Below are 16,961 nucleotides of genomic sequence, written 5' to 3'. Positions count from 1 at the left end.
AGCTCGAAGAGGCCATCGTCGCCCACATCGAGGCCCACAACACCGCCGGCAAGGCCTTCGTGTGGACCAAGTCGGCGGATGAGATCCTCGAACGGGTAGCGGCTGCTTGTGAACGTATTTCTAACTCAGGACACTAGTGAGCGGCGGGGCCGGAGCATCTGGAGCCGCGTCCCGCGTCCGCCGCTGCCCTCGCCCTGACGGCGGACGAGCGCCATCGGAGCCGGCCTTCGGGGACACGCCTTGCTCGGCGCGGGTTCGGCGGAAACGCACATTCCGTGCGCTTGTCGACGGCTCGGCAGGCATCGCCATTGCCTTCCCACCCTGCTCGGCCGGTCCGGTAAGGCGGCGACACCGCGACGAACGCTCACCGCGGCCGGGCCGAACGTCGGACACCGACGCGTCGGCGCGGTTCTCACTCGCACCCCGACCGCGCGAAGAGCCACGCTTCTTCGCGGTCTTCGAGGCCGTTGCCTCCTCCGCGCCTTCAACCTCGACGAACTCGTCATGCCGCCGCATCGAGGGGATACGTTACGCAGCAGTCCGGAAGAGCGCCATGATGCGGGTTGCCGGACGGATACCGTTCATCAAGCCCCCGCTCTTCCTGGTCGGTCTCGGCGCCCTGGGTGGGGGTGGCGCGGTCGCGCTCTGGCCCCACGGGGACTCGCCTGCTGCGCGGCATGCTGTGCCGATGGTGCTGTCCGTCGTGATCGACGAGAGCGGACGTGGGGAGAGCTCTTCTGTCGTCGCGCCCCCTGCCACTCCCGGACCGAGCCCCACCGTGGTTGTCGTCTCGCCCTCGCGGCCCCCTACCGCCCCCGTGCCCGTCAACGACCCGGAGACGACAAACCTCGAACAAGCCCGGGAGATGCTCTCGCGCGGGCAGTTCGCCGAGGCGCTCTCCACGCTGCGACAGCATGAACGGGACTATCGGGACAGTCATCACGCTGCGGTCCGGAACAAATACATCGCCGCGGCGCTCGAGGGCCTGCGGCAGAACGAACAGAAGAGCGGCACCACGCCCTGACCAGCCTCTTGCACGGCGGCGTGCATTTTCCTTGGACGGGTCGTCATGTCGGCTCGTGTTTAGAAAGTAAGGGACATGCGGCTTCTGTGTCCGGCCATGATCGCCGGCATGCGGGATGCGTTTGTCCTTGCGATTCATCATCATCCGCAGACGGCCGCGGTGCAGAGCGCGCATTGGGGTGCGTTCGTCGAGGCATACCACCGCGGTCGCCTGGGGATGGTGATGTTCGCTCGAACGAGGTCGCGGGATACAGCTCGCATTGGCTAGCCCAGGTTCCGCGCCCGCCTCCGGGCGATCATCACCGTGCCGGCGACGGCACCCGTGTGCTCGGAGGGTACATGGCCAACGAAAACGAACAACACGACCACGCCCGCGATGTGGCGGGCAACGTCAGCGTAGAGCGGCCCTTCGCGCGCACGCTGGGCTGCGGGGACGCGCAGCCCGCGCCGAGCTCCACGGGCCGCCGAACGACCATCAGGCCGTCGACATCGGTGGCAGAGCCGAAAGAGCCTCCACGGCGTCATCGCACGCCCATCGAGGAGGTGAACGACGTCCTCCGGCAACTCCGCATCCCCGAGCTCGCCGACGTCCTGCTGTTCGCGCAGCGCACCCTCGCCGCGCGTGACGCAGGCCCAGATCCGGCGGTCATGAGCGAACTCCTCGCTGCGATGAGCCGGCTTCATCCGGCCTACAAGAACACGCAGGGCGTGCCGCTGCCGATCCTCCGTAGGGCGCTCGTCGTAGTTCCTCGCGCCGCGCTCGAGGCGGCTCTCCTACGAGCAGAGCGCGAGGGCAGCATCAAGCTCGTCGCCGTCTCGCCCCTCACCCCGTTCATCGAGCGGCAGGCGGGTATCCACGACTCGAAGCGCGGTTTGCTCTACTTCTGCGCTGCTCCCACGCCAGCGAGATGAGAACGAGCGTGTCTCGCCGCGAGGATCTACACCCGTTTGTCGCCAAGCTCGGTGCACGGATCCGAGATCTCCGCCTCGCGCGAGGGATGTCGCTCGAGCAGCTCAGGAAGAAGACTGGCATCGTCGTGAGCCACCTTTCACTCATCGAGCGCGGGCACGTCGTGCTCACCGTAGGCACCGTCGATCGCATCGCTCGCGCGCTCGGCTTGACGCCGATGTTCCTGGTGCTGCTTCCCGAGGAGAGCGAACTCGAGGCGGTCGTCGAACGGATCGGCCACATGAGCGCCGACAAACTCGCGCGGATGTACGAGCGGGTGTCCGCCTCCAAGAGCCTGCCCCTGAAGAAGCCTCGTCCGCGCGGGAGCCACGGTCCGTAGCGAAAGGTTTGTCCCCTCTTGCGGTTTGGCGCGGAACATGCGATCCAGGGTCGCGATGTCCTCCGTGCGTCCGCCTCCCGCGCCGTTCGAGCCCTCGCCTCCGGCCTCGCGAAGGCGGCTCCGATCGGGGCCGGACGTGTTCAGCGTTCTCTCGCGAGACGGTGCCGCCGCGGTCCTGCTCTTCGCCCGTGCCAAACTCGAAGCTGAGCGTCGGCGTGCACCTGGGCTCGTGAACGCATCCCTTCGCGCCTTCGCCTCGGGCGTGGAGTCAGCGGCTCGCAGCGTGACCGAAGGGGTACATGACGATGGCGTGTTCATCGCACCGCTCTTCCGCCTGCTCCGCGAGCGTGACGAGGTCCCCTCCTGCCCGACGCTTTCTTCGTTCAAGGCGCGGCTGCTCCAAGCGTACAACCGCGGGCTCCTCGAACTCGCCACGTGCCAGCGCGCCGAGGACGTGAACCCCTTGGTGGTCGCCGCATCGGCGGTTCATTCCCGACGAATCACGTTTCATCTCGTGCAGCGATGGTCGCGTCGGAACATGTTCGCCGCGCTCGACGACGTCGTCGAGGCGCTCTCTCCCAAGGCATACGCCGCCGCAAAAGACTTCGCGCGCGAGGTCCACGAGGATGAAAAGCGCCGTGAAGGGCGCCCCCGCTTGCTCACGCTGCCGCTCGACGCTTTCGCCGCCCGCGTGCAGACCGTGGTCAATGAAGGCTCGCACGACGCGCTCGTCGTGGAGCTGTTCCGGGAGCTCGATGACCGCGGTGAGGCGACGGGGCTCGGCCTCTCGGCATTCAAGGCTCGGCTTCGCGGTGCGTATCGCACGGGCCTGCTCACGCTACGCGCGTGGCAGGCGACGGATGGCGTGGAGAGCCCGGCCACGCAGGCGTCCGTAGTTGGTCACGAGGGGATGACGCTGCATCTCGCGTGCTGCGCGGCGGCCCCGTTGCCCATCCCGTGGGGGCGGCCGGCGCCACTCTTGGTTCCCACACCGCGCTGGATCGAAGCATCGCAGGGGCGACTGTAATGAGTGAGTATCAGTATTATGAATTTCAGGCTATCGACAGGTCTCTCACCGAAAAGGAGATGGCCGAGCTCCGTTCATACTCGACGCGTGCCCGCATCACCCCGACGAGCTTCGTCAACCATTATGAGTGGGGGAACTTCAAAGGCGACGAAGACGCGTGGATGTTCCGCTACTTCGACGCGTTCCTGTATCTCGCGAACTGGGGCACGCACGTGTTCAAAATGCGCCTGCCTTCGAAGTTCCTCGACCTCGCCGATGTGCGCCCGTATTGCTCGAGAAACAGCCTGACGGCGCGGAAGAACAAAGACCAGGTCGTCCTCACCTTCGCCTCGGAGGACGACGAGGGAGAAGATTGGGACTCCGGTGAGGGCATTCTATCTCCTCTGATCGCACTTCGCGCGGAGCTCGCCCGCGGCGATCGTAGGGCTCTCTACCTCGGCTGGTTGCTCGCTGTGCAAGCCGATGAATTCGACGATGAGGAGCTGGAGCCGCCCGTGCCGCCGGGGCTTGGGCGGCTCAGCGCGTCGCTCGATGCGTTGGTCGAGTTCCTGCGTATCGACCCGGATCTGCTTCGTGCCGCCGCGGAGACGAGCGCGCAGATGTCGACCCTATCGCCCGGCCGAAAAGAGCTGAGGGCGTGGCTCGCGACGCTACCGCCGGCCGAGAAGGACACGTGGCTCGCCCGCTTGTTCGCCGAGGACACGCTGTCCGTGTCGGCGGAGCTTCATCGTCGGTTCGTGCAGGACCACGATCCGGCGAAGGCGAGTCTGGCGGCGCCGCAACGACGAACCATCGGCGAGATTCGCCGTATCGCCGAGAGTCACGCCATGGAGCGAAAGCAGAACGCCGAACGAGAAGCGGCAGCCGAGGCGGACCGGCGGCAGCGAAAAGCGGCGCGCGAGCGGGCGAAGCATCTGGACGCGCTGGTGGGCAAGGAGAAGCAGCTCTGGGTGGATGTCGAGGCGCTCGTCGCGGCCAAGCAGTCCAAGAACTACGTTGCAGCGGTGGAGGTTCTGATTGACCTCCGCGATCTCGCCGCAAGATCGGGAGCGGGGGACTTCGACACGTTGCTGAAGTCTTTTCGGAGCCGGCATGCGCGCAAGGCAACGCTCATGGATCGGATCTCGAAGGCCGGCCTGTAGAGCTTGGTCCTTCGCCTCCCTGTCCCCGCGCGACGACTTTTCTTCGGCTCCCTGCCCTCGCGCGACGACTTTTCCTCGCCTCCCTGCCCTCGCACGACGAGCGTTCCTCGGCGCGCCTGGGATCCGCAGGGTATCACGCCCCTCCGGGGGACATGACCACGCTCCGGATGTCCAGCGCGTTTCATGGGCCATCGTGGTACCGCTCGTGCTTTGCTACGTCGGTCTCTCGACGTGCAGGAGGGCCCGCCACCGCTCCTCGAGCCATTGCTCGCGCTCGACCTCGGCGGTATACACGGCGCGCATCGCACCGAACGCACGCACCGCGAGCGCGCCCCACTCGCTCCAGTTGAGCGCGAGCGGATTCATGCGGAGACAGGCGATCTTCGCGACGTTGCCTGCACAAACCATCCCGTGCACCGCGAGCACCATCTCCGCGCGCTTCCGGCGCAATGCCGGCGCCAGTTCTCCCGCCTCTTTGCGTTCGTGGAGATGCGATAAGACAACCCACGCCTGTACGATTGCCTCGGCCACCAGCGGAACGATGCTGCTCGTCGCGAAGTGTCCCAGGGTGAAACCGTTCCCGTACATCCATCGTGCGGCATCACCGATCGTCACCCGCGCGCCACCCTTGGTCAACACGAACGGGCTTTTTGCCGTGAAGAGTTGCAGTACCGCGAACATCGGCGGCGGGAGCCCCGCGGGCGTCCACACGTCGGACAGCAGGTGCGCGAGCACCTTGGCGATCGCGAGGATGACGGACGACCCCGGCGAGGCGCGTTCGAGCACACGGATCGTTCCGGCTCGATCGATCAGCGTGCAGTGTCCGCGCAGCTGGTCGACGACGCCGAAGATCACCCCGAGCAGCGGATCATGCCCAGGCGACATCAATCGATGCATCTTAGGTCGAAGGCCATCCACCACGACTCCGTCCGCAGGGTTATTGCGGGCAATGTCGTACGGAACCTTGGCCCAGTCCTCCGCGCTCTTCGCGATCTGCCCGAGCCACCGCAGGAACGGGTTCGCATCCCCACCCGCATCAATGCGCGCCGCGAGCGACGAGAGGTGCTTCGTCACGGGGCTCCCGAGGTAATCGCGCCCAAGGAACTTCATGTCCTTCGGGATCGCCACGAGCACGAAATCCACCGCAATCGCGAGGGCCGCAGCAAGCGCCACCCCCGCGTAGTCCCACCGCGACCACGACACACGGCCGAAGCGGCGATCGAGCTCGTCGAGCAACGCGCGTTCTCGCTCCGGCGGCAGCAGCCCCTCCAGAGGGGCCGGGACAAGATCGAGCCCGTATCGGCTGCGATACGCGTCAACAGCAGCGTTCCACTGCTCGACGCTGGCCATCGGGATGGCCTCGAGCGGATCGAACCGCGGTAATTTGACCTCGATCGCACGTAACTCGTCATCGGTGAGCTCGGGCAGCACCTCCTCTGCCGGGTCCACCTCGCGCGCCACCTGCTCAAGAGCCTCCTCCGGCACCATTGCCTTCAACCCCGCGAGCGTGGCCTCGGCGTCGTCGAGTCCCGAGCCGACCTCAGCACGAGTCTCGCGGACATCCTGCAGCACCTCCCGCAAGGCCGTGGTTCGGTGCTTCAACGCGTCGAGCAGATGATGCTGGACCTGAACCTTTTGCTCGTCCTCGTCAGGTCGCACCGAGCTCTCCCTTGTCGCGGAGGCCCTTCATCGCGCGCGCGAACAGGCTCAATTCCGCGGCGAGCTTGCCCAGTCTCACCCTGTCAATCTCGGCCTGGCGCTGGAGGTCCACGAGCTCGGACGAGATTTCATTCACGTCCTCGATCAGGTCGTTGATGGCTGTCTGGTGCATGCGGAGGACTTCCTGAACCAGCGCCTCTCGCCGGGCCTTTCGCGCATCTTCGCCTCGGTTCGTCAGGTATTGCACGCTCTTGTAAACACCGACGCCGAGCAGAACGACGACCCCGATCCCGGTGACCATCGCCGAGAGCCCAAGAATTCCGCCAAGCCCGAGTGCCGCAAGCCCCGAGGTGATACCCGCCGCGCTGAGCCCCACGACGCTTCCGCTCAGGTACACCGCCGCCAAAGGAACGCCCACCGCCGCGCCCCTCGCCGCGAGATCCTTCGCTCGCGCCATGATCACCTCGTCCGCCACCTTGCCGGCCAGCAAGTCCTCGTCGAGCTTGCACGCATCGACGATGATCGTCGCTTGATCCCGCGTAACTTGGAACCGCTGCGAAAGGAACCGCACGAACGGGTCCGCGTATAGATCGCTGCCGGGCCGCGTTCGGCGGAACACCTGGATCACGTCCTTCAGCAGCGACAGATGGATCGCATGCTCGGTCCCGCGCGGAACGCCGGCGCTCAGCCGATCGAGGACCTGCTCGATGGGGGTCGTCGGTGCACTCATGAACGCGCGCACGTTCGCGCGCAGGGCCGGCGAGAACCGCAGTCGGCTCATCAGGAGCTGAATCTCTTGCATCTCGACCGGGTCGATCTTCCCGTCGTTTTGTAAGGCGAGCAGGACGATTGACATGACGTAGTCGAGCTTCACCACGTCGGGCAGGTCCTCGACGATGATGAACCGGTCCGTGCTATCGACGATCCCTTGCTGGACCGCGCCGTGCACCGCCGCGAGAAACGCCTGGAGCGCATCGAGCGGCATCTCCTCGGGCACGATGTCGATGGCCTTGTCCCGCGTCTGGATGCGCAGGCCCCACTGGCCCGTATACCCCCCTTTCGCTGTCGTCAGGGGCACCTGTGATGCCTCGGTAATATCGATAAACCGGACGCTGCGCGGGGAATCGTTCCGCGGGTGCAGGTAGAGCGCGGAAGTCGTGATCAGGAACCCCTCCGACGCGCTTCCGAGCCTCGTCGCGTCGCAGAGCGCGAGCACCGTCTCACGACGAACTCCCTCCGCGTAGCTATTGAGCGCCCCGCTGAACTTCTTCTCGGGGATCCCAGGGGCAACGTAGAGGGCCTGCCCGCCAGCGAGGGAGAGCGCGAAGTGGCGGACAAGCGCGGCGAACGGGCTGTTGTGGAGAGGAGCCGTGACCATGGTCACGATGTTACTCGGGTTTGCCATTGGCGCTCAAGGCGCGATCCAGGCGGCCTGCTGGACACTCTCAGGACCGGCAGGGGGCTAAAAAAGCGGACGGTGCAGCCATCGAGCTGCACCGCCCCTGTCTTCTGCGATCAGGCCGCCGTTGCCCCGGGGACGGCCCGCAGAGCCTCGTCCCCCGGTCCGTCGTCCTCGCCGACCTGCGCCGGCTCGTACCGCCGCTCTTCGATGGAGAGCTCGAGCCCCAGGTGATGCTTGATCAGGTTCGCCGTGAGGATGACGCTCGCTGCGTTCTTCAAGACCCTGCCGTTCACGACCGCGCGCCCCTCCCACCGCCGATGGGCGCGCGACCAGTCGAGCGTCCTGAGCCCCGTCAGCACGCTCTTCCAGTCCTCGCGCCGCTCCCGCAGCAGGGCGTTGCCGACGCGACCGAGGGCCTCGAGCACGACCGCATGCGCGTGAACGCATCGATCTCGCAGCGCAGACGCGCGGATCTTGCCGAGGCCGACCTCGTGCCAGTCCGGCATCACGCGTGTCAGCTCGGTCCAGAACTCGACGGCGATCTGCCTCGCGGTCTCGAAGCTCCCGCTGAAGCCCGCAAGCAGCGCCCTCGTGGCCGCGTGGATGCTCGCAAGCGCGAAGAGCTTGTTCGACCCGCCCGACACCGAAGTCTTCTCCCCATCGGTGAGCTGGTGGAAGAGGAGGACGTCGCGAACGACCGCGCGCGTGAGCTTCGCCAGCTCGTCGCGATGGTCGTACAGCAACCCCAGGGAGTTGTTCGGCCGGACCGCGAAGCGGTTCAAGTCCGCGAACCTCTGCTGCGCCTTCTCGAGCCCCGCGTCGACGAACAACGTCACGCACAGGCTTTCGTCCCCGAGCGATCCCCGTCGCTTTCGCACGTACTCCTGTGAAAGGGCCATCGCGACCGCCGCGCGCCGATGCTGTCCATCCAGGATAGCGACCGTCATGTCCCGCCGGATGTAGAGCGTGCCCATGAGGCTCTTATCATGGGCCGGCTCGAATCGAGGCAGACCGTCGACGGCGCCGACCAGGGCCGGCAGCGTGTAGCTCGTCGCATTGCTGGTGATGTAGTCGGCGATCTTCGGCACGCGCGTCCTGCTCAAGACCCGCTGCGCCCGAAGCTCGGGCGGCAGCTTCGCATCGACAGGGGCGAACAGCTTGGAGATATCCCGGAGCCGCACCATGATCGAGTAATACTCGCCACCGGCCTGCACGCCCCGGATCGCCGGGAACGTCCACTCCGACGCAGTGTCGGTCGCTATCGGCGCGGCGGGCTCGCCGACCGCATTCTTCTTGGCCCTGATATTCTTCGCCTTGGTCATTCAGAATCTCGTCACGATCGTTTTGGTTTCGAACCTTCCGGCGTATGCGCCTTCAGCCACGCCACCCGTGCCCCGCATCCCCGAATCCCACGCAACGGCTGCTCCGGCCTCGGAATGTTATGCCAATGCGCCCCATGCACGAGCGCATCGGCATAGACCTTCCCGGCCAGGATCACGAGCTGCGGAGGCACGCTGAACGACGGCAACACTTCACCGACCGTCCGCGCGCCCCAATCTTCGCGCTCGCTCTTGCGGAGTTTCCGCAGGTTTCGGTCGTACGGCCGAAGCACGGTCTTCGGAGCGACCGCGCCGTAGAAGGCGGAGACGATGATCACAGCGTCACACGTCTTCTCGGCATATTCGTAGGCCGCTCGAAACAGCGCCGACGTGTAGAACTCCTTGGCCGGCGCAGGCTTCTTGCTCTTCAACGCTGAGCACCCCACGAGTGCGACCCGTGGGGCACCCGGCTGTTTCTCGGTGAACATCCGTGCGACCTCGCTCCTACTCGGCGGCTACGCGCGTATCCTTCGCCGCCTCGACTGCGGCCCGTATTGCCGCGCCGATGGGCCCCTTGAGCGCCTCTCTGGCGCGCTCCCTTCCCTGCCCAAGCGATTCGCCGTTGAACGAGATGTATGCCCCGCTCTGCTTGAGTACGCCGAGCGAGAGACCGACGTCGATGAGATCACCGGCCGCGTCGATTCCGAGCCCCCAGCGAATGTCGAACTCGGCCTCCCGGAACGGAGGCGCGCACTTGTTCTTCACGACCTTCACGCGCGTCTTCGCGCCGACCACCTGGTCCCCGAGCTTCAGGGGCCCCACGCGGCGGACGTCCAGGCGCACGCTCGCGTAGAACTTGAGCGCATTGCCTCCCGTGGTCGTCTCGGGGCTGCCGAAGACGACGCCGATCTTGTGCCGGAGTTGGTTGATGAAGATGAGCAGCGTCTCGGTCCGGTACGCGATGGCCGTGAGCTTGCGCAGGGCCTGGCTCATGAGCCGCGCCTGGAGGCCCATGTGCGCGTCGCCCATATCGCCCTCGATTTCGGCCTTCGGTGTCAAAGCCGCGACCGAGTCGATGACGATGACGTCGACCGCGCCGGAGCGGGTCAGCGTCTCGACGATCTCGAGCGCCTGCTCGCCGTTGTCCGGCTGCGAGACGAGCAGGCGGTTGACGTCGACGCCGATGTTGCGTGCGTAGTTCGGGTCGAACGCGTGCTCGGCGTCGATGAACGCGGCGATGCCCTTCGCCTTCTGCGCCTCGTAGAGCGCGTGCAGGGTGAGCGTGGTCTTGCCCGACGACTCGGGCCCGTAGATCTCCACGATCCTGCCGCGCGGATATCCTCCGATTCCGAGGGCGGCATCGAGCGCGAGCGAGCCCGTGGGCAAGACCCGCACGCCGCGATCCGGATTGTCGTCCCCGAGGCTCATGATGGCCCCCTTGCCGTACTGTTTCTCGATGGCCTGCAGGGCGCCGCGCAGGGCGCCGTTGTTCTGCTGCATGGTCGTTGGTCCACAAAAGAAAAGCGCACCTCCCCGAGAAGGTGCGCACGTCAAAGCTCCCAGGAGCCGCCATTCGCGGCACATCTGGGCTCGGGTGCTTATTCGTGCGATGCCCGGAGGCAGCGCCGTGGTTGTTATTCCTGCTTTCGCTCGCGGCTCGCGTGCGTGGTCAGCCGCTCGAGGAGCGCGAGTGCCTCGGGAATACGATGATCGCGACGCAGGTCATCCAGGAAGTCGTTCACGAGGTCGAGGAGCTCGGGGGCCGCCGCGATGAGCTCGGCATCCGCCGCGATGACCTCCGCGACGAACAGTCCGTTCTGATCACGGATGATCGCTCTGCCTTCCGAGCACGAGGCGATGTGCCAGCGATCCTCCGAGGGGATGGTCGGCCTCGCCTTCATGCCCGGTTCGGTCGGAGGTCCCTCGTCGGCCTCCTCCGGCTCTTGGGTGTCGGTCATCAGCCGCGCCCGAAGACAGGAGCGAGGAGAACGGCCTCGGCCACGTGGGGCACGCGGACGACCTCGCTCCCGTCGAGGTCAGCGATCGTTCGGGCCACACGGAGCACCTTGGTCCGGAGGCTGGCCGACAGCCCGAGCCGCTCGACGGCCTGCTCCAGGGTCCGCTTCCCCTGTGCATCAGGCGCGGCAACTCGCTCGAGGTCGCGGTCGTTCAACGTGGTGTTGAGCGAGGAGGCGACCTTCTGCCGCGCCGCCCGTGCATGCTGGATGGTTCGTGCTGCAACGACCCGGTTCCGCACCGTCTCGCTGTTCTCGCCCTTCGCCTTGCCCCCGAGCTGCGCGACGTCGACAGGCGGCACTACGATCTGCATGTCGACCCGCTCGAACAGCGGCCCTTGCACCCGCTCCCGATGACGCCGGATCTGCTCGACGGAACATGTGCACCGCCGTTTCGCGTCCCCGTAGAACCCGCAAGGGCACGCGTGCGTCGCCAGCACCAGGAGCGGACGCGCAGGAAAGACCGTGCGGTTCTGCCCCCGGACGATGACCGCTTCTCCCTGGGCGAGCGTTGTCTCCAGCAGAGCGAGCGAACTCCGACGAAACTCCGGCAGTTCGTCGAGGAACAAAACCCCGCCGTGGGCGAGGGACACCTCCCCGGGACGCACTGGCTCTCCCCCGCCGACAAGCCCCGCCGGAGTCACCGTATGATGCGGTGCCCGAAACGGCCGGTTCGTAGCGAGCCCGTGCTCCGAATTGAGCAATCCGGCGACGGAGTGGATGCTCGTGACTTCAAGCGCCTCGTCCGCGGACATCGCGGGCAGGAGTGTGGGAATGCGGCGCGAGGCCATCGTGATTCCCGCACCGGGCGGGCCGATGAAGAGAATCGAGTGCCGACCTGCCGCCGCGATCTCGATAGCTCGCCGCGTGGATGCCATCCCGCGCATGTCCGCGAGATCGAGCGCCGCAGACTGCTTCGGTCGGAAGGGCAGGCTCGCGCCCTCGAGCTCGCAGGCTCCACGCACAGGTAGTCCTGCACGGCATCCAGCTTCCCCGCCACACGCACGTCGAGCTCCGATGCGCTCGCAGCCTCCGCGAGGTTGGCACGGGGCACGATCGCATGCTGGATCCCCTTGCTCGCCGCACCCCGCAGCGCCGGCAGCACCCCACGAACGGGCCGCACTCCCCCTGAGAGGGACAGCTCGCCGAGCACGACGGTGCCCGGCAGCGTCTTCTTCTCGAAGGCAAGAATCACGGCCGTTGCGATGGCCAGGTCGAAGAACCCATCATTCCGGAGATCTGCGGGGGAGAACTTGACCTTGATGTTGTAGCCATCGAGGCGCACGCCGACCTGGGCGAGCGCGGAGCGGACGCGAACCTTGGTCTCGCGCAGGCTGATCTCCGCGAGACCAACGAGCTGAAACATGCTCGCGCCCGTCTCGACCGTGACGATGATGCTCACGAGCGACGCGACGAGACCCGTGAGCGAGATGGAAAGCACCTCGCTCCGGAGGCACTTCTCCGATTGGGGATGCTTCCCCATATCGACTCCCTTCGGACGATTGATTGTGAAAGGAAGAAGCGGGCCCGGAGGCACATGCCCCCGGGCCCATTTCGATCAGAAGACGCCCGACTCCGGCCCCGTCCCCGGGTTCACCGGCTCGGCGCCCTCGGGCGGCTCCTGCCCGCCGAGCTTGCCCTTCTCGATGGCGCTCCGCAGCGCGACGGCCACGTTCGGCATGATGAGCTCGACCTCCTCGGCGAAGAACTCGGACTCCGCCCGCGTAAGGCGCACGCCCCGCCACTCCTTCCGCCCGCGCCGTTTGTCCGCGGGCAGCTCGTCCTCGTGGATGTAGACGTGCCCGTCGCTGGCGAGCGCGAACGAGGCCATGCACTCCTCCACACGGTCCTGCTCCTCGGTCTCCGCGTTCTTCGTGGGCGACTGCTTGGACGACATGTATCTCCCTGAAAAAGCGAATGCGGCGCACGGACGAACCGCATGCCGCATTCTTGTTGTTGGTTTGTCGCTCAATCCTCTTCGGGCAAGAGGATCGTGATGACCGCCTCGCCGTCGTCGCCGGGCCCGATCATGGCCTTCAGCTCGACGAGAGACGGTTCGATCGCGTCCGTGACGACATGCAACTCGTACCGGATTTCAGCTTCGTCCGGCTGTTGCAGGGCGGCGCAGCGGAACATCCAGAGGATGTCCCAGAGCCTGCCTGTTTTGTCGTTCCCCGCTTTCTCCGCGGCCGGGGACAGCTCGACGTACTTCTCCCAGACGGAGCGCGTCAGCGCCACCGGCGCCTTGATCCCGGCCTGCTTCGCGAGCTCGGTGACGTCGACGAGCGTGCCGTCTTCGAGTGCCTGTGCGCGGCTGTAAGCCGCAATCAGGACAAACTCTCCACCGACATCATCATCTTCGCCGCTCACGTTGCCCCCGCGAGCAGCGTGATGCTCGAGCCCTCGGTCATCGCCTTGTCGTTGAGCTCGGTGTATTGCGCGGCCTTCTTCCGGAGCGGCGAGTCCTCCGCGATGGAGCACTCGATCGCCACCGTCCAGAGCCGCGCGCCGATGCTCGACGCAGCGTCGACCGACTTCTTCTGCTCCTCCTCATTCCGGTCGATGCCGTCTGTGACGAGGATGATGTCGGCGCCGTGCTGGCCCTTCTGCGCGAGCGCCTTCACCTGATCCACGGCCACACCGAGGGCCAGGCCGATCGCCGTTCCGCCGCTGAGGAAGTGAAGGATCATCTTCACGACTCCAGCGCTGTCGCCCGGCTTCACGACTTGTACCACGGTCGACGTCGCGTAATGCACCACCGCGACGGGCCGATTCTCCTCCGAGGCGACGCGGGCGAGCGCCACCGCAGCGGCCTTCGCCCACTCGTTCCGGACTCCGGACATGCTGCCCGATTCATCGAGCGCGAGCACGAGCGGTCCCTTCGACTTCTTCGTCGTCCCCCGGACCGCGTACTGCGCGGCCCGGCGAGAGGCAATTCGTTCGAGGGCCACGATCTCGATCTGCGGATCGGTCAGGAGCACCGTCTCTGCCGGCAGAAGCCGGGCGACGTCATTGCCCTGCTCGACCGAGTACACCTCGCCCGAGACCCCGTGGACCTTGCTCGCGTGCGCGCCGCGGAGCGAAGCGAACATGCGACCTGCCAGCCAAGCGATGCGCTCGACTCGATCCATGTCGTCTCCCGTAGCGTCCACTTGCCGGACTTGCGCCCAGGCTGCCGAGAGATCCCAGCCGAACCCGTCCGACAAGTGCTTGACCTGCTTCGCCTTTTTGTCGAACGTCGCCCACTCTTCGCGCGCGGCGCTCCGCATCTCGAAGGCCGAGGCACCCTCGGGGACATGCTTCGCCGCCTTCCACAAGAGCCCGAACGCGTAGGCCGCGCCGACCTCGTCGAGGGCGAGAAAGGCCATGTATTCGGCAGGAACCGTATCCCTCACGGCCTCCGCAAAGCATCGCGTCGGCGGATCTCGCCCGAGCCCCACGATTGCATTCCAGAGATCGCCGGCCTTCTCCGCGTCCTCGACGGAAGCCTCTTTGACGCACAGATGCCAGCGCCTCGCCTGCAAGAACGTGCCCATGGCCTACGGCAGCGCGTAGCGCTTCGAGAGATCGGCCGTGAGCGCGTCGTGGGCCTTCTTCAGCTCGTCGAGCTTCGGCTGAATGCGCGCGTGAGCGCGGCGCGACACGCCGTTCTTCAGCATGTCCTGCACGCGCTTGCCCGCCTCCGTGACCTTGTCCGCGAACTGAGGCAATGCGGACTGGTACGCCGCCGGCTCCGTCGGCCGATTCGCGTATCCCCGGAGCGCCTCGTCCACGATATCGATCGCCTGCGCGACGACCGAACGATCGACCGTCTGCAGCACGGCGACGACACGCGCCCGATCCTCGGGCTTGTTCCAGACCCCGTACTTCAGAACGGAGAGATGATCGAGCTCGACCGCGGGCGCATCGTCGAGCCACGCCGCGGCTTTCAGGACACGCGTCAGCGCGATCCAGCGCCGATCCGAGAGGACGAGGCCATCCGCCTTCAGCGCCGTACGGAGCCGGAGCAGCTCCTCGACGACACGCTGGGGCAATTCGAGGCGCATAACGTCCTTGCACGCGGCATCCCACTCCGCGAGGGCAATCTGCGCCGCCGGCTTGTACTCGGGCGGCGTGGCCACGAGCTGCATCCACGTAGCATCCGCCTGCACGTACTCGACCACGTCGCGCAGGAGGAAACGGTCGTAGATCGCCGCGAGGATCTCCTCCTCGGGCAGCTCGTTCGACGCCCCGACGAGCAGCCGCAGCGGAATCGGCTGTCCCTTGTAGAGCCGCTCGTTCATCGCGGACAGGAATGCATTGACCACGCTGTCCGAGCCCTTGAAGACCTCGTCGAGGAAGGCGCACTCGACGGCCGCGAGACGGCCATCCAGGTTCCTCTCCCAGAGGTCGTTCTTCAGCGCCGAGAGCTTCACGGGGCCGAAATACTCGTCCTCGGTCCCGAACTTCGTGACGAGCGTCTGGAACTTCCGCGCGTCCGGGAACGACGCGAGAAACCCGAAGAAGAGCGCGCTCTTCGCCGTGCCCGGAGGCCCGACGAGCAGCGCGTGGCTCTGCGCGAGCGCGGCGAGCAGAATGCACTCGATCGCGTCCTCGCGCTCCCGAAAAGCCGCGTTGAGCCCATCACGCACGGCACGGAACCGCGCGCGGACGGAGCCCATGTCAATGGAACCGTTCTTTTTCATGTTGTGGAAATCCGCGACTGGTTGAAGCCGCGGCGGCGCCCCGCCCCGGTGTCACCCGAGACGGGGCCGGTTTGTCGTGCAATCAGTCGTTCACGGCGATGGAGAACGACGGCCCACTGCTGCTCCCGCCGCCCGAGAGCTGGCGCTGGAAGCTGTCCTGGAGCTCCTTCACCTTCGTGGTGATCTTGTCGGAGACACCTGCGAGGACGCCGCGGTAGAGCTCGGCCTTCGCGACGAGCTCGTTGCAGAACTGCACACGCCGCGTGAGCGCGTCCTGCCGCATGCCGTCGGTCTTCGCCTTCTCGAGATCCGTGAGGAGCTCGGCGATGTCGGACTCGAGCGCGCTCTGCGCCGCGGACTTCGCGACGGCGAGGTTATCCGGCGCGTCGTGCATCTCGATGGTGAGCGGCTCGACGCGCAGTTCTTCGAGCGCGGGTTTGAGGCGCTTCCACGTACCGCAGGACGGCGGCGGAAGCAGGTAGAGGCCACCACGGTTGCGGATGGGCACACCCGAGAGGGCTTTCACGATGGCGACGAGGACATTCGAGATGTCCCGCGTCTCGCAATGCATGATGAGGTGGTTCGCGTGCGCGGCGATGTTCTCGGCGTGCGCGAGAGCGGCCTCGAGCCCGGCGCCTCCTTCGGGCGGTAAGGAGACGATGCGGTTGCCACCCGAATCGACGCGACACCGCGCGCCGCAGACGACGCTGTCGCCCTTCTCGCCGTCGTTCTTGTTCTGGAGGTAAACCCCGAACGACGCGGGCGTGTCGACGTTCGGGCGAGAGAACGGCCGGACGAGGATGTTCGCCGGTCGCTTGACCTCGCCGGCGGCGCGGGAGAGCGCCGTGGCGGGGTCCATGTCCACGATGAGATGCTCGAATTTCTCGGGCTCGAGGAGCTTGCGAGCATCCTCGCGGGAGACATTGATGCGCTCCGTGTTCCATCCGACGATGTCGCCGATATGGCGACCTCCGGCGGCAGCGACACGGCGCTGGGACCGGGAGAGGGCCGAAGCAGCGCTGCTGGTCATGGGTTGTCCGGAGAGAGGACGCAGTGCCTTGCAGCATGCCGTCCGAAGAGAGGGCACCGCAGACGGTGGTTCGTCACGGTGATACGTTGTCGCCAGGCGCTACGCGAAGAGCGTCATGTTCACGACTCCATCGCCCAGCGATACCGAACGCCGCGGTGGCCGCTGCGCCCGGTGCACGCTCGCCCGATGCACGGGCGGTGTGAGATACACGTGCAGCCCGTACGCGATGTCGCGCGCGGGCACGTGTAGAGCGTCAGTAAAACTGACCCCCTGGCGACACTAAAACTGACCCCCTCCCAGGGCTCGGTGGAGGAGGAGACGGGGATGTTGGACAAACTCTGGGAGAAGACACCTCTGGTAGCGGAGGTGC

At 66.3% G+C, this 16,961-nt stretch carries 17 protein-coding genes and 1 pseudogene; 5 read left to right on the top strand and 13 right to left on the bottom strand.

Annotated features, from left to right (window positions below):
- The first annotated feature begins 553 nt into the window (after positions 1–553).
- The 5 genes from QHF85_RS48105 to QHF85_RS48085 all read left to right on the top strand — a co-directional run bounded on the left by QHF85_RS48105 (position 554) and on the right by QHF85_RS48085 (position 4,481).
- Positions 554–1,024, top strand: a complete 471-nt coding sequence (locus QHF85_RS48105; protein ID WP_281334284.1) for a hypothetical protein — start codon at positions 554–556, stop codon at positions 1,022–1,024.
- Positions 1,025–1,362: 338 nt separating this feature from the next.
- Complete coding sequence (locus QHF85_RS48100) at positions 1,363–1,935, top strand: hypothetical protein (RefSeq protein WP_281334283.1); 573 nt, start codon at positions 1,363–1,365, stop codon at positions 1,933–1,935.
- 8 nt (positions 1,936–1,943) lie between these two features.
- Entirely contained in the window at positions 1,944–2,312 is a 369-nt protein-coding gene (locus QHF85_RS48095) for a helix-turn-helix transcriptional regulator (RefSeq protein WP_281334282.1), read from the top strand.
- Between the two features lie 310 nt (positions 2,313–2,622).
- Positions 2,623–3,339, top strand: a complete 717-nt coding sequence (locus QHF85_RS48090) for a hypothetical protein (protein WP_281334281.1) — start codon at positions 2,623–2,625, stop codon at positions 3,337–3,339.
- Positions 3,339–4,481 carry a hypothetical protein gene (locus QHF85_RS48085; protein WP_281334280.1) on the top strand — a complete coding sequence of 381 codons (1,143 nt, stop codon included), beginning with the start codon at positions 3,339–3,341 and terminating at the stop codon, positions 4,479–4,481. The genes QHF85_RS48090 and QHF85_RS48085 overlap by 1 nt, the downstream gene beginning before the upstream one ends.
- A gap of 213 nt (positions 4,482–4,694) precedes the next feature.
- Here the strand turns inward: QHF85_RS48085 and QHF85_RS48080 are convergent, their stop codons facing one another.
- From QHF85_RS48080 to QHF85_RS48020, 13 genes and pseudogenes are all read right to left on the bottom strand, one after another.
- Positions 4,695–6,140: a hypothetical protein gene (locus QHF85_RS48080; RefSeq protein ID WP_281334279.1), complete on the bottom strand. Its 1,446-nt coding sequence runs from the start codon at positions 6,138–6,140 to the stop codon at positions 4,695–4,697.
- On the bottom strand, positions 6,130–7,518 hold the full coding sequence (locus QHF85_RS48075) for a hypothetical protein (protein WP_281334278.1): 1,389 nt from the start codon (positions 7,516–7,518) through the stop codon (positions 6,130–6,132). Before QHF85_RS48075 ends, QHF85_RS48080 begins: the two co-directional genes overlap by 11 nt.
- A 137-nt stretch (positions 7,519–7,655) precedes the next feature.
- Positions 7,656–8,864 carry a DNA sulfur modification protein DndB gene (dndB, locus tag QHF85_RS48070; RefSeq protein WP_281334277.1) on the bottom strand — a complete coding sequence of 403 codons (1,209 nt, stop codon included), beginning with the start codon at positions 8,862–8,864 and terminating at the stop codon, positions 7,656–7,658.
- 11 nt (positions 8,865–8,875) lie between these two features.
- Positions 8,876–9,349 carry a DUF6884 domain-containing protein gene (locus QHF85_RS48065; RefSeq protein ID WP_348652825.1) on the bottom strand — a complete coding sequence of 158 codons (474 nt, stop codon included), beginning with the start codon at positions 9,347–9,349 and terminating at the stop codon, positions 8,876–8,878.
- 16 nt (positions 9,350–9,365) lie between these two features.
- Complete coding sequence (gene recA, locus QHF85_RS48060; RefSeq protein ID WP_281334275.1) at positions 9,366–10,361, bottom strand: recombinase RecA; 996 nt, start codon at positions 10,359–10,361, stop codon at positions 9,366–9,368.
- A 134-nt stretch (positions 10,362–10,495) separates the two neighbouring features.
- Positions 10,496–10,819: a hypothetical protein gene (locus QHF85_RS48055; protein WP_281334274.1), complete on the bottom strand. Its 324-nt coding sequence runs from the start codon at positions 10,817–10,819 to the stop codon at positions 10,496–10,498.
- Positions 10,819–11,754 (bottom strand): ATP-binding protein, encoded by a 936-nt coding sequence (locus tag QHF85_RS48050; RefSeq protein WP_281334273.1) that lies wholly within the window; start codon positions 11,752–11,754, stop codon positions 10,819–10,821. The genes QHF85_RS48055 and QHF85_RS48050 overlap by 1 nt, the downstream gene beginning before the upstream one ends.
- Before the next feature lie 209 nt (positions 11,755–11,963).
- Positions 11,964–12,242 (bottom strand): annotated as a pseudogene (locus QHF85_RS48045) (magnesium chelatase domain-containing protein); the annotation flags it as partial.
- 192 nt (positions 12,243–12,434) lie between these two features.
- Positions 12,435–12,773: a hypothetical protein gene (locus tag QHF85_RS48040; protein ID WP_281334272.1), complete on the bottom strand. Its 339-nt coding sequence runs from the start codon at positions 12,771–12,773 to the stop codon at positions 12,435–12,437.
- A gap of 71 nt (positions 12,774–12,844) precedes the next feature.
- A complete protein-coding gene (locus QHF85_RS48035) occupies positions 12,845–13,246 on the bottom strand; it encodes a DUF6573 family protein (protein ID WP_281334271.1) in 402 nt (133 codons plus the stop codon).
- Entirely contained in the window at positions 13,243–14,412 is a 1,170-nt protein-coding gene (locus QHF85_RS48030; protein WP_281334270.1) for a VWA domain-containing protein, read from the bottom strand. The genes QHF85_RS48035 and QHF85_RS48030 overlap by 4 nt, the downstream gene beginning before the upstream one ends.
- 3 nt (positions 14,413–14,415) lie before the next feature.
- Positions 14,416–15,561 (bottom strand): AAA family ATPase, encoded by a 1,146-nt coding sequence (locus tag QHF85_RS48025; RefSeq protein WP_281334269.1) that lies wholly within the window; start codon positions 15,559–15,561, stop codon positions 14,416–14,418.
- Positions 15,562–15,643: 82 nt separating this feature from the next.
- Positions 15,644–16,591: a hypothetical protein gene (locus tag QHF85_RS48020; protein ID WP_281334268.1), complete on the bottom strand. Its 948-nt coding sequence runs from the start codon at positions 16,589–16,591 to the stop codon at positions 15,644–15,646.
- Positions 16,592–16,961 lie beyond the last annotated feature (370 nt).

It is taken from the genome of Polyangium sp. 6x1, assembly GCF_029946515.1.
Taxonomy (GTDB): Bacteria; Myxococcota_A; Polyangia; order Polyangiales; family Polyangiaceae; genus Polyangium.
The sequence above is the reverse complement of the archived record's forward strand: the minus strand, read 5'-3'. Positions and strand labels throughout refer to the sequence as shown.